This window comes from Paenibacillus sp. URB8-2 (assembly GCF_013393385.1).
Taxonomy (GTDB): domain Bacteria; phylum Bacillota; class Bacilli; order Paenibacillales; family Paenibacillaceae; genus Paenibacillus_AQ.
Genome location: NZ_AP023239.1, coordinates 3,783,405 through 3,795,573, shown reverse-complemented (window position 1 = coordinate 3,795,573; position 12,169 = coordinate 3,783,405). Strand labels below are relative to the sequence as shown.

General features: G+C 44.4%; 13 protein-coding genes. 8 read left to right on the top strand and 5 right to left on the bottom strand.

Going from position 1 to position 12,169, the window contains the following annotated elements; all coding sequences use genetic code 11:
- Positions 1 to 53: 53 nt before the first annotated feature.
- Together PUR_RS17545 and PUR_RS17540 are read left to right on the top strand one after the other, a co-directional pair.
- A protein-coding gene (locus PUR_RS17545; RefSeq protein ID WP_269474671.1) for an IS630 family transposase occupies positions 54 to 1,087 on the top strand; the annotation gives its coding sequence in 2 pieces (ribosomal slippage) (positions 54 to 554 and positions 557 to 1,087; 1,032 coding nt in all).
- A gap of 349 nt (positions 1,088 to 1,436) precedes the next feature.
- Complete coding sequence (locus PUR_RS17540) at positions 1,437 to 1,865, top strand: hypothetical protein (RefSeq protein ID WP_232101548.1); 429 nt, start codon at positions 1,437 to 1,439, stop codon at positions 1,863 to 1,865.
- 496 nt (positions 1,866 to 2,361) lie between these two features.
- Here PUR_RS17540 and PUR_RS17530 read toward each other — a convergent pair whose 3' ends face one another.
- From PUR_RS17530 to PUR_RS17520, 4 genes are all read right to left on the bottom strand, one after another.
- A complete protein-coding gene (locus tag PUR_RS17530; protein ID WP_179036359.1) occupies positions 2,362 to 2,535 on the bottom strand; it encodes a sporulation histidine kinase inhibitor Sda in 174 nt (57 codons plus the stop codon).
- A gap of 224 nt (positions 2,536 to 2,759) precedes the next feature.
- Positions 2,760 to 3,089, bottom strand: a complete 330-nt coding sequence (locus PUR_RS17525) for a LytTR family DNA-binding domain-containing protein (RefSeq protein WP_179036358.1) — start codon at positions 3,087 to 3,089, stop codon at positions 2,760 to 2,762.
- A 20-nt stretch (positions 3,090 to 3,109) separates the two neighbouring features.
- The gene (locus PUR_RS26585; protein WP_442953729.1) at positions 3,110 to 3,229 is read right to left on the bottom strand and encodes a cyclic lactone autoinducer peptide; all 120 of its coding nucleotides are present in this window, start codon (positions 3,227 to 3,229) and stop codon (positions 3,110 to 3,112) included.
- Positions 3,226 to 3,750, bottom strand: coding sequence for an accessory gene regulator ArgB-like protein (locus PUR_RS17520; protein WP_179036357.1), 525 nt, complete (start codon positions 3,748 to 3,750; stop codon positions 3,226 to 3,228). The genes PUR_RS26585 and PUR_RS17520 overlap by 4 nt, the downstream gene beginning before the upstream one ends.
- Positions 3,751 to 4,535: 785 nt before the next feature.
- Here PUR_RS17520 and PUR_RS17515 point away from each other — a divergent pair.
- The 6 genes from PUR_RS17515 (at position 4,536) to PUR_RS17490 (ending at position 11,249) form a co-directional block, all read left to right on the top strand.
- Entirely contained in the window at positions 4,536 to 5,054 is a 519-nt protein-coding gene (locus tag PUR_RS17515; protein WP_179036356.1) for a DinB family protein, read from the top strand.
- A gap of 502 nt (positions 5,055 to 5,556) precedes the next feature.
- Complete coding sequence (locus PUR_RS17510; RefSeq protein ID WP_179036355.1) at positions 5,557 to 6,567, top strand: LacI family DNA-binding transcriptional regulator; 1,011 nt, start codon at positions 5,557 to 5,559, stop codon at positions 6,565 to 6,567.
- A gap of 97 nt (positions 6,568 to 6,664) precedes the next feature.
- Entirely contained in the window at positions 6,665 to 7,969 is a 1,305-nt protein-coding gene (locus tag PUR_RS17505) for a sugar ABC transporter substrate-binding protein (RefSeq protein WP_179036354.1), read from the top strand.
- A gap of 86 nt (positions 7,970 to 8,055) precedes the next feature.
- Positions 8,056 to 9,402, top strand: coding sequence for a carbohydrate ABC transporter permease (locus PUR_RS17500; RefSeq protein WP_232101547.1), 1,347 nt, complete (start codon positions 8,056 to 8,058; stop codon positions 9,400 to 9,402).
- Positions 9,399 to 10,232, top strand: coding sequence for a sugar ABC transporter permease (locus PUR_RS17495; protein ID WP_179036353.1), 834 nt, complete (start codon positions 9,399 to 9,401; stop codon positions 10,230 to 10,232). The genes PUR_RS17500 and PUR_RS17495 overlap by 4 nt, the downstream gene beginning before the upstream one ends.
- A gap of 60 nt (positions 10,233 to 10,292) precedes the next feature.
- Complete coding sequence (locus PUR_RS17490; protein ID WP_232101546.1) at positions 10,293 to 11,249, top strand: nucleoside hydrolase; 957 nt, start codon at positions 10,293 to 10,295, stop codon at positions 11,247 to 11,249.
- Positions 11,250 to 11,344: 95 nt separating this feature from the next.
- Here PUR_RS17490 and PUR_RS17485 read toward each other — a convergent pair whose 3' ends face one another.
- Positions 11,345 to 11,914 (bottom strand): thymidine kinase, encoded by a 570-nt coding sequence (locus PUR_RS17485; RefSeq protein ID WP_179036351.1) that lies wholly within the window; start codon positions 11,912 to 11,914, stop codon positions 11,345 to 11,347.
- Positions 11,915 to 12,169 lie beyond the last annotated feature (255 nt).

Genomic DNA, 12,169 nt, shown 5'->3' with positions numbered 1-12,169 from the left:
ACCGCCAGAATCGGGTAAAAGGTAAGAAAGAACCTGAAAGGGCGGAGATTTAAATGACTACAGAACAAGAGATCGGAAAACTGACAGAAGCCATGAAGGAAACGGAAAGTACCCGGATGTATGAAAGATATTTGGCGATAAGGCTGCATCTAGAGGGCCGGACCCTCACCGAAATTGCCGATATTTTGGGCAGATCCTTTCCGGCCATCAGCGGATACTGGAAGAACTACCGTAAGAACGGACTGCAAGGTCTTGAATTGGGTGAATATCCGGGTGGTTCCAAGCGACTTTCGAATGAGCAAGAGGAACGGCTGAAGCAAGTCATCGCTGAGAAACGCCCTGTCGATGTTGGCTTTGAAGCGAAGTATACCTGGACGTTAAAACTCATTCGTGCCTGGATTCTTCGGGAGTATAGCGAAGACTACACGCTCAAAGGCGTCTCCAAAATGCTGAACCGCCTTGGCTTCAGCTACACGAAGGCCACCTATACTTTGGCAAAGGCCAATCCAGAGGAGCAAGAGCAGTTTCGCCAAGTCACGCTACCTGAGCTCAAAGACAGTTAGATCAAGGAAAAGTGGATCATCTGCTGTTTGAAGACGAATCGGCTATTCGGGCCTATCTAGCCTTACAGTACAATTGGTTTCCGAGAGGACAACAGCGAAAAAGCAAGACGTATGGCCAGCATCAGGGTGCCAAGCTGTTTGCAGCGATCGATTACGAAACCGGCCATGTCCTTCACCGGGAAGAAGAAAAACTGGATGCGAAAGCGTTCCAACGCTTCTTGACCGACATTTTACAGACGTATTCCGGCAAGGTCGTGGTTGTACTGGATAATGCCCACATTCATCATGCCGATGAAATCCAGCCTTTTCTCAAGGAGCACGCCCGATTGCAGTTGGTTTATTTACCCAAGTACAGCCCGGAACTCAATCCCACGGAAGGTTTGTGGAAATGGCTAAAGCACGATGTCGTGAACAATGTGTTTTTCCAAAAGTTCTACGTCATTCGTTCCCATGTGGCCGCTTTTATGAAAAGCATCAACCGAACTCCTCAAGCCGTAATTGACCGCTTACTTCTTCAGGTATAAAGATTTTCAGTTCAACTTATATAGAAACCACTATCAAAGAAATATTCAATCGACTAGGGAGACAACATGGTATCATTCATAAGTCTGCTCCAGTTATCATTAATGGAGATAAAGGGTTTTTATTTTGGGATTACATATTGTACAACGAACTTACTTTTGTTAATGGTACCACCGATAAAATCACTTCATTATTCAAATCGCTCTCCGACAAGAAGATGGAGGAGAAGTTCAACGAGTACGTAGAGAAGTTTGGGAGTTAACTTAATTGCTGCAATAAAAAGAAAAGCCCTGAGATCCTGCTCCAACTATTATATCTTTAATTTTATAAATTAAACTGGGGTGTATTAATGTGTTGAGAAAGAGAAACTATTTGTTTTTGATCTTTTTATTATGCGGAATAATAGCTTTACCTAGCTCTGTCTTTGGGGAGAATGAAAATTTCAGTAAGCTTCAAAATGTAAAGATGACGATTGGATTTAGTTTGGGAAATGGGTTTGGTGAATCGGTAAATGTAAAGTTGGTTTACTTTACGAATGGTAAAAGACAAGTAGAATACTATAGTATTCCTAAGAAAATTGAACTAATTAACGATGGTGAAACAGTAGACTTAAAACTTAGTAGAACAATCGACTTACCAAATTATGGGGTTGGCGGAGAATCAGGCGACACTTATACTTATAAAGACAAATCAGGTGATATTTTATCATTTAATGCTGCATCAAAAGATACTGATCACGACTCGTACATTTTATTATTTAATTACACAAAAAAACCTTAACCAAAGTAGTTACCTATAAGAACGCCTATGTTCAATTAGATAAGAATTATACTTACGAAGTGTTCAGGGTATATCCGGGGGAGAGAGGAATATATTCTATATTTACCAATCAAAAAATAGGATATACATATCCTACTTACCTAAGCCCTAATTATTGGGATAAATACAGTTTATCTGTAACTCCAAGAGACTATATAATTCCTCTTAAATCTAATGATAACGAGTCATACGTAAAAATAAAACCTGATGGGTCTTATACGCCTATTAAAAAAATGTGGAAGGAAACCTATGGGGCTGGAAACTTCGTGATTAATGTTGTAACGAAAGCTGGAGGTTTATTTGATATCTTGCACAAGACTTATTTCGCGGATTTAAATGAGATAAATAAGGCAGACCACAAGGGTCTGCCTCAAATGAGAATATTTAAAAGATATGTAGATTAAGATAGAGCAGACTTGTAAGGCGCTGCCCAGTTATTAAAAAAGATAGAATTGGGTTATAAACGCTCGGAATGCTCCAGACTTCTCTTGGACAGAACGTCTTCGATAATTTCAATAAATTCGGGAGATGCCTTCGCCTGTACCGCCAATTCATAGATGTTCAACAGCTGTTCATTCGTCAACATTTCAAGTGAGGAGGGGCGCGGAGAAGGAGTAAAATGATAGTTCATTAGATTCCTCCATAAGTTAAATAGTTCGAAAATACATCCTTTCCAAATGGTACCATTTATATGTCTGCTTGTCTCCTCTCATTCTCCCCCTCAATTTTTCTTTACATATCATGGATAATATGGCATAATAATTGTTTTGTTTTGTGAAGCTGAAAATAAAAATAGCACCACAAATTGACAGGCAATTTGTAGCGCTATTTATAATGGATGAATCGATACAGAGATTACAGCTTTTTGTCGGCTGCAGCAAGGAACTTTCGGACACGAACTTCATTCGACTCCGAAACCGTGGCGAACTGATCTCCCGGATAGAAGAGCACAACCTTTCGGAGGGCATCATAGCCGTTAAGATTGTTCATATTGACGACATTGCTGCGATCTAGACGCTCGAAGCCTCGACTCCCATATGCGACATAGAGATCAGACAAAGTTGTGGGGAGAACAAACTCGCCTTCTTTCGTGTGGACGAATATTGTATTCTTGTAATTGGAGAAATACAATATTTCTTCCTCGCGAACTTCCCGGGAGGAATTGTCTTTTAGTAGAACACGCATGTTTTCCCCACCCTTAACGATTACTTGCGCAATTCTTGCGGGATTTCAGGACTGTTGAGTGCCGGTTTCAGAACCGAAGTGAAGAAACGGGCAGATACTGCAAGAGCAGAAGAAGCATATTTTGCAACAGTTTTTTTCATTGTCTAAACCTCCTTACTAAAGGGATTACTGTTAAAGACTGGACAAAAAAAGCCAGTCCTATTACAGGCGAACGGGAAAAAATGCTGTATCCAATTAATAGAAGAGAAAAAATTTTTAAAGCGGGATACAGCTTTGTTGGGATTTGAGCATTTCGATCAGGATTCGGCGAAAACAGCATCATAATAATAAAACTGATGATGTTTAATATTAAAAGTGAGCGATTTGTCAATGTGAATAATTGTGGCGTTATCGTGCTTAATAATGTTGTAACGATATTACAGGATGCAGGTGTTTTTAAATGGAATCCTCCAGAACAAAAGCGAAGTAGAGCGAAGCTAAACAGAAAAATCAATGAGTCTGTAAGATGCCCAGTAGCTCCACCAATAATCATAGTCATGAATAGTATAAGAGTAGTGTTTAATATTATTCCTAATGAGTATTGCATGACTTCAATAGAACAGGTTTGTTCAGGGTTGGTTTTCTTAATGGCAGTTGCTATTTTGTTAGCTAAACTGTTCATTGTCACCGCGATCCTTTTTGTAAGAAAAGTAGATATATACATATAACAGGAAACCATAAGAAATAGGCAGAAGGATAAAATAATCTAAATGATTGGTTGCAAAGGAATATATTAAAGGGAACAATAGAATTGAAGGCAAACTCAAGGCAAACAAAATCTTCTCTCTAGTCATAATAGGGATCTTTCCATTTGGCTTGTCGGGAATAAAATCAAAGCCTTTTCGTTTTTTACTAATATACCTACCAATTAAAAAAGCAGTAATTGCACTAACTGTCTGTAAAATGTACGTCGATATAGTATAGAATGAATTCAATGAGTAGAAGTTACTCAAGTTCAGGATCAAATAATATAGGGATTGAATCAGGAAGTATGCTTGATAAGCCATACCTGTCATAATTGTGGAATAAAAAATATGTATTCGAAATAGCAGCCATAAAAAACAAAAAGTCAGAATATATTGAAATGCGATATCTACTAGGACTAAATTGTAATCATGCCGCAGCACATAAGAGAAAAAGCCTAAAATAAATCCGACGAAAATAAATTCTTTTGGGTACAGATCAATTTTGAAAATTCTGAAAAGCATATAAAACATAGAGCATGTTTCCAGGATTGAGAATGCAAGAAATAGCACAAAATCCATTCAAATATACACTCCCAAATGAACAATCTTTTCATTTCCTAATTCTTGAAATTAGTATAACGAATAATATACAATTCAACAACAGAAAATTACACTTTTCCCCAAAAATTTCTTTTATTTTGAATTTGAGAGGAGAATTACTATGAATCAACGCCCGAAAAAGGAAGAATATGCTGAATTTAACCAGAATTATATGGAGTTGGTGTCGGAAGAAGGAGGGTTTGCCGAAGTGCTGCAGGAACAATCGGAGGCCGCATTCGCTTTGTTCGAAGGATTGACCGAGGAGCAAGGGGGGTACCGGTATGCCCCGGAAAAATGGAGCGTTAAGCAGCTGCTCGGCCATTTGACCGACAGTGACCGTATTATGGCCTATCGAGTGCTCCGGTTATCCCGAGCAGATGAGACGCCGCTTCCCGGGTATGATGAGAATGATTTTGTGAATGCAGCGGGGTTTGATTCCTATTCGCTGGAGGAGCTGATCCGGCAATATAAAGCCACGCGCCAATCGACGCTGGCTTTGTTTGAGTCCATTCCGGAGGAAGCGTGGACCCGCAAAGGCAATACGAACGGCCATCCCATTACGGCTAGGGCGCAGGCCTGCCTGCTGATCGGACACGAGCTTCATCATCTAAAAATCATTAAGGAACGGTATTTGAAATAACGGTTATGCCTCCTCATTACTCTTTCGCTCTCCTTTTTAATCCTTTTATATTGAAAAATAGCTGAGCTCCCATTCCAAATAAAGTCTTTATTAACAGCTGCTGAAAAGCAGCTTTTTTCTTGTTTTTATGAACATAACACGAAAGTAACATGACAAAATTCGTGTCAATTATGCATTTTGCATAAAGAAATAGAAGATAATCTGTCGAATTAAACAATATGATGTAAACTTAGTTGCTCTTGCGGTTGAAATCATGTACATTTCTCTTAATTAATTCGCACTATCGTAACAAACATTGTTATTTAAAGTGACAAAGGGCATATCGGAAATCGATTTCCTGTTGATTGGTAGTTAATTTAGCAAGGGTATGCAGCCAACTACAAATACCTAATCACTTGGATAACATTTCGGGAAAACGATTTCCTGGATTTTCTAAGTGATGCGCTTAACCGCATATCCCGGGTTTGAACGTTTCTTAGATGCGAGGGGTGGGAAGGAAATCATGAGCATTACAATCAAAGATGTTGCCTTGAGAGCTAATGTATCGCCGGCAACCGTTTCACGGGTTCTCAATAAAAGCAAGCCTGTCAGCAAAGCGATACGGGAGAAAGTCATGAAAGTGGTGGAAGAGCTTAACTTCAACCCCAACTCGGTTGCCCGAAGTCTCGTTATGAAGGAAAGCAAGCTTATCGGTGTTCTCATTCCAAGTATTGATAATGTATTTATTTCCAGGTTTGTAAGTGTTATTGAAGAAGAGTTTTTCAAGCACAACTACACGACGCTGCTCTGTAATACAAGGCGTGATGCTGGTCTTGAGAAGGATTATTTAAATCTCATGAAAGACAAGTACGTGGACGGCGTGCTGTTAATGACCTCTAATCCCAAGCCGCATCATATAGAGTTTTTCGACAACTTTCCAATCCCTGCGGTGTTTGCCGGGCATACGGATCAGACCAAGCGTTTCGCGTCCGTTAATATTGATAACTATCAAGCCATGTATGATGCGGCCCGGTATTTGATTGAGACCGGTCACCGAAGAATCGCATTTTTCGGCGGTCCCCATATCTATGGCCAAGTAGTCGAGCGGTTGTCCGGCTACAGGCAGGCGCTGGCCGACTACGGAATCGAGTACGAAGAATCGCTGATTTTTGCAAATGATTATGACATTGAGCACGGCTATGAGAACGGCATGAAGTTGTTTCCAAGAGAGGACAGGCCTACCGCCATTTGCTGTATGAGCGATATGGTCGCGATCGGAGCGATTCGGGCGGCGGAAGAACACGGGCTTAGCGTTCCCGAGGATATTTCCATAATGGGTTTCGATGATGTCTACCTTGCGAAATCTTACCGGCCCCCTCTTACGACAATTCGGCAGCCCATTCAGGAAATTAGCGTTCAGGCAGCCCAAATGCTGCTTCAGCAAATCAAGGAAAAAGAAGAGTATATGAAGGAAAAAAGATTTCTTCCTCATGACATTATTGTAAGGGGGAGTTGCATGACAGTGACTGGCTAAAGCTTGATTAGAATAGTGACGTCTGGAATGGTGTGCTCGCTTCAATCGGATAAAAGGTTTGTAAACAACTGATTATATGCAGAGGGGTAGATAATTCATGAAAAAGAAGCTGGGGCTTGTAATGCTGTCTACATTAATGCTGTTCACGCTGGCCGCTTGCGGCGGCAATGCGAAGACGAATTCCGGAAATCAGGCAAGCAATGCAACGGACTCGCCGACCAATACTAATGATGCTGCCGCTAACGACGAGTTCAAGCCTGAAGAAGGGGCGGAACTAAGATTTTGGACGTTTACTACTGACTTGAAGCCTTTCACGGACTATGCAATCAAAGAGTTTGAACAAAAGTATAACATCAAAGTTACGGTTGAAGATGTCGGTTACTGGGACAGTATCAAACGGCTGTCAACTGACGGACCCGCTGGCGTAGGCGCGGACGTGTTCGGGCTTCAAACTCCCGATGTAGCGAATGCCGTTCAATCTGGCCTCGTGCTGCCGAATGACTATTTTGAAGAAGAGACCAAAAGTATTAATAAGCCGGACACGATTGCCGCAGCTACCCATGATGGCATTCTGTACGGTTATCCTTGGAACGTATACACGTTTAGCCTCTACTACAATAAAGATCTTGTCAAAGACGCGAAGCTTGAGACATGGGATGATATCATCGCCTTCTCCAAGAAATTCAATGATGTGAAGAACAATAAATTCGGATTCTTGTATGAGCCCAAGACCTCTGCCTTTGACGTCGCCTTTATGACGGGATATGGCGGATACATCTTCGGAAATAATGAAACGGATATTAATGATATCGGAATCAATAACGAAGGTTCCGTGAAAGGGATGAAGTTCATTCAATCCCTTCACGAGATTATCCCGCTTGAATTGGCCGATGCCACCGGGAACCTTAGAGAAGGCCTTTGGGAGCAAGGCAAGCTCGCTATTACTATGGATGGAAGCTGGGCGATCGGCGAGCAAAACAAGAAGCCGTTTCCTGTAGGCGTAATTCCAATGCCGAAGCTGCCTGGTGGAGAGAATGCAATGCCGCTTGCGGGAAGCACCGGGTACTACGTAAGCTCGTACAGCAAATATCCGAATGCTGCGAAAATTTTCGCAAATTTCATTACAACCAAAGAAATGCAAATTAAAAACAATGAGCTGACCGGCGCGCTTCCAGCAGCCGATATCACCGGAACCGAACAGGGAATACGCAATGATGAATTGACTCAGGGCTTCCTTAAGCAAATTGCAAGCAGCCACAGATTCCCCGGCCTTTATGAAACCAAGTATGTATGGCCGGCGCTGGATGCCGCTGTAGCCGAGGTTTGGAAAGGCGGAGATCCCAAGGCCGCCATGGACAAGGCTGCCGAGAAGTTGAAATCGGACATAGCCAATCAGAAATAGCAGATAGAAGCGAAAGTTGCGAGTGTGGGCGGTCACCTGGGTTGTCAACGGGTGATCGCATTTCATTAAAAGGAGGCCAAAGGAGGATGCAGGAGTTCATTATGGAACGTAACCCTTCCAAGCTAACCAGAACGTACAGCAGGACTGCGGCGGTATTGTCGGCACTGGCCATGGGATTGGGACAATTGTATAACCGCCAGTATATGAAGGGGATTATTTTACTGGCTGTTCATGCGCTGGCATTGTATACCTTTATTTTTCGGCTGCCTCATGCGGTATGGGGGCTTGCCACACTTGGCGAGACCGAGACTCAGCTTAAAAAAGTGGGCAGGCTCTATAAGCAAGTCATGGGGGACCATTCCGTTTTCCTCATGATCGAGGGTTTGGTTACAGTTTTTGTCGCACTGATTTTCCTATGGATTTATGTGATGAATATTAAGGACTCCTACCGTACCGGAAAAATGCGGGAATTGGGGGAGGTGCCCAATACATTCAGACAAACGGTCAGCTTTGTGCTGTCCTACCGTTTCCCGTATCTGATCCTGGCGGTTCCGCTGGCGGGTGTCTTTTTCTTTACCATTATGCCAATTGTCTTCATGATTCTGATTGCCTTTACGAACTATACGGCCACGAATACGCCTCCGGCGCATCTGCTGGACTGGACCGGCTTCGAAGCCTTTAAGGATCTCTTCCGGATGAAGGAATGGAGCCGCACCTTTTACAGTGTCACGCTATGGACCATAATATGGGCGATTGTTGCGACACTTACCGGTTATTTCGGCGGGTTCGCGGTTGCGCTGCTCGTACAGCAAAAACGCATTCGCTTTAAATCGTTTTGGCGCACTCTATTCATTTTGCCTTACGCCATACCGATGTTTGTCTCGATGCTGATTCTGCAAAATATGTTTAACGGCCAGTTCGGTCCGGTTAACCAATATCTCGGGCTTCTGGGCATCGACCGAATTCCGTGGCTGTCCGATCCGACATGGGCGAAGGTCACGCTCGTTATTGCGAATTTCTGGGTAGCCTTTCCGGTATCGATGCTCATGATTATCGGAATTATGTCAACGATCCCGAAAGATATGTATGAAGCGGCCGATATCGACGGCGCGAGCTCTTTTCAGAAGACCCGGCTGATTACCTTCCCGAGCGTGATGTACTCGATGGCGCCGCTTGTCATTATGTCCTTCGTCGGGAATATGAACAATTTCAATGTGATATTCCTGCTGACCAACGGCAATCCGGTCAACGGCGATTTCCAGTATGCCGGGAACACCGACATTCTGATCACTTGGCTGTACAAGCTTTCCATGGAAAATGGGCAGTACAACTTCGCGTCCGTTATCGGGATCATTATTTTCATTCTTCTGTCCGTGTTCGCGATTTGGAATGTTCGCCGGACCAAGGCGTTTAAGGAGGACACATCGTCATGAGCCGTAAAACAAGAGGATCGATCTGGCTAACGATCAGTTATGTACTGCTTGCTGTTGTGGGCGTCTTCTCCGTATATCCTGCCCTTTGGGTCTTAATGTCTTCCTTGAGGACTGGCAACTCGCTATACAGCGAAGCGCTGATTCCGACATCCTTTACGTTCGGCCACTATGCCAATTTGTTTGACAAATATGATTTTGCCCAGTGGTATATCAATACATTGAAGATTGCCGTGACCACCACTGTAATCGGCACAATCTTGACTCTGCTCCCCGGATATGCATTCTCGATCTTCCGTTTTTCCGGACGGAAAACGATGATGAGCACCTTGATGGTTCTGGGCTTGTTTCCCGGATTTATGAGTATGATTGCCGTATTCATTCTGCTGAATCTGATGAACCTGCTCAACACACATTTTGCGGTCATTCTCGTCTATGCGGCGGGAGCGCCTTTGTTCTTTCTCTTTGCCAAAAGCTACTTTGATACCATTCCCAAAAGCTTGGTAGAAGCGGCGCGAATCGACGGGGCGGGTCATCTGAACATTTTCTTCCGCATCGTTACGCCGTTATCCACGCCGCTCATTGTGTATACGGCGCTCAGTATCTTTGCCGGCTCGTTCACTGACTTTATCTTTGCCAAGCTCGTTCTGCGGACACCGGAGAAGAAGACGCTGGCCGTCGGATTGTTCGATATGATCAATACGCGGCAAGCCACGGATTTCACTACATTTGCTGCGGGATGCGTCCTAATCGCCGTTCCGATTACATTCTTGTTTATCCTTCTTCAGCGCCTCCTGACGGAAGGCTTGACAGCCGGCGCCGAAAAAGGATAAATTCCAGTCTGTGAACTGTTCATGCTATTCATCTATTCATCTATTCATGGGGGGAGGCACATGATGCCAAACAAACATCATATTATTCTGGATGTCGATACAGGAATTGACGACGCGTTTGCCATTCTCTATGCGTTGAAATCTCGGCATATTCATATTGAAGGCATCTGCACCGGATTTGGCAACACGGACGTTGCACAAGCAACCGACAATACGTTGCGGCTCATTAAGCTCGCGAATCCCGGTTACGATGTTCCTGTAGCCCCGGGTGCTTCCGGGCCGCTTGAGCGGAAATGGGGAGGACGGGTCGTGCATGTCCACGGAGACAACGGCATCGGGAACGCGGAGCTTCCGCCTTCGAGCCAGCTTCCTCTTGAGGAATCCGCGGCTGATTTTATCATACGCAAAGCAAATGAGCAGCCGGGAAAAATGATTCTGGTTACGCTTGGAAGTTTGACCAACCTGGCACTTGCGCTTGAGAAAGACCCGTCCATTCGCGGTAAATTTAAAAACGTGGTGATGATGGGAGGAACCGTATTCGCCCACGGAAATGTCACGCCGGTAGCCGAAGCGAACTTCCATGTGGACCCCGAGGCGGCGGCGCTTGTGTTTGAGTCGGGGCTCCCGCTGACGATGGTCGGGCTGGATGTGACATTGCAAGCGAAGCTGACGATGCAGCACCTCGACTGGCTGGACCGGAATGCGCGTCAGGATTGCCGGGAGGTTGTGGAGTTTTTGCGGGCATCACTGGCCTATTACTTTAATTTCTACACGCAGGTAAATGATTTCATTGACGCTTGTCCGCTTCATGATCCACTGGCGCTGCTGGTTGCAATTGATCCAAGTCTTGTCAAGATACAGACCTTGAAAGCTGAAATTGAATGCAGCGGAAGTCTTACCGCCGGCATGGTAGTCACCGACCGGAGACCCCATCCATTAAGGGGAAGCGATGTGAACATCTGTCTTGAAGTGAACTCGGAGCGGGCAATTAACAAGCTCGTAACCGGATTTATATAAATGCGATGGAATAGTCAAACAGGGCCGGCAAAGGAATATCCTAGCCAAGGCCCTGTTTGCATTTGAGAAGCTGAAGCTGCGGCCATTCGAATGAGCTACAGCGGCGGATTTTTGTGGCATTTGCGGCACACGGGATAATAGGCTTCATTCCCGCCGATCTGGATTTGCTTGCCGCTGTATACCGGCTTTCCGTTCTCGACCCGCAGCGTCATGGTCGCTTTGCGCTCGCAGAACCAGCAGATCGTCTTCATTTCCTCGATTTTGTCGGCGTAGATCAGCATATATTTGCTGCCTTCGAACAGATTGTTCTGGAAATCGTTCTTGAGGCCAAAGGCCATGACCGGAATGTTTAGTTCATCGACGATGCGAACCAGCTGAAGGATACTGTCTTTGTTCAGAAACTGGCATTCATCAATCAGCACGCAGTACGGTTTCGGCTGGCTGGCGTTTACGATTCCAAAAATATCCGTGTTCTCGTCAATGGCGAGGGCCTGTTTGCGGAGACCGATCCGGGAGGAAACATAGCCGACCTCATCCCGATTGTCGATGGCGGAGGTGAATATAAGCACCGGTTTGCCCTGTTCTTCATAATTATGGGCAACCTTGAGAATCTCGATCGATTTGCCGCTGTTCATTGAACCGTATTTAAAAAACAATTGTGCCACTGTCCATCTGTCCCTTCCTGAAAAATGCGACCATATTAGAGTATCATACTCCCAGCGGGAGAGGCCAGAGAAAAAGGGGGAGACTGGTTATTTGCAGATCCGATCTGTTAAAATAGCAATTAAGAGCATTTGCATAATGCTGCAAGAAGAAACGGCTTCGCTGTCCTTTTAGGAAAATTCTTATATTTGTACAAAAACCTGCCGGTCTGTGACAGTGCGGGTTTTTTCGTGCGAACATAATAAGCAGCGCCGGTT

Coding starts and splice junctions, on each gene's coding strand:
- PUR_RS17495 (WP_179036353.1), top strand. CDS start 9,399: ATGAGCCGTAAAACAAGAGGATCGATCTGGCTAACGATCAGTTATGTA.
- PUR_RS17490 (WP_232101546.1), top strand. CDS start 10,293: ATGATGCCAAACAAACATCATATTATTCTGGATGTCGATACAGGAATT.
- PUR_RS17520 (WP_179036357.1), bottom strand. CDS start 3,750: ATGAACAGTTTAGCTAACAAAATAGCAACTGCCATTAAGAAAACCAAC.
- PUR_RS17515 (WP_179036356.1), top strand. CDS start 4,536: ATGAATCAACGCCCGAAAAAGGAAGAATATGCTGAATTTAACCAGAAT.
- PUR_RS17505 (WP_179036354.1), top strand. CDS start 6,665: ATGAAAAAGAAGCTGGGGCTTGTAATGCTGTCTACATTAATGCTGTTC.
- PUR_RS17530 (WP_179036359.1), bottom strand. CDS start 2,535: ATGAACTATCATTTTACTCCTTCTCCGCGCCCCTCCTCACTTGAAATG.
- PUR_RS17525 (WP_179036358.1), bottom strand. CDS start 3,089: ATGCGTGTTCTACTAAAAGACAATTCCTCCCGGGAAGTTCGCGAGGAA.
- PUR_RS26585 (WP_442953729.1), bottom strand. CDS start 3,229: ATGAAAAAAACTGTTGCAAAATATGCTTCTTCTGCTCTTGCAGTATCT.
- PUR_RS17500 (WP_232101547.1), top strand. CDS start 8,056: ATGCAGGAGTTCATTATGGAACGTAACCCTTCCAAGCTAACCAGAACG.
- PUR_RS17510 (WP_179036355.1), top strand. CDS start 5,557: ATGAGCATTACAATCAAAGATGTTGCCTTGAGAGCTAATGTATCGCCG.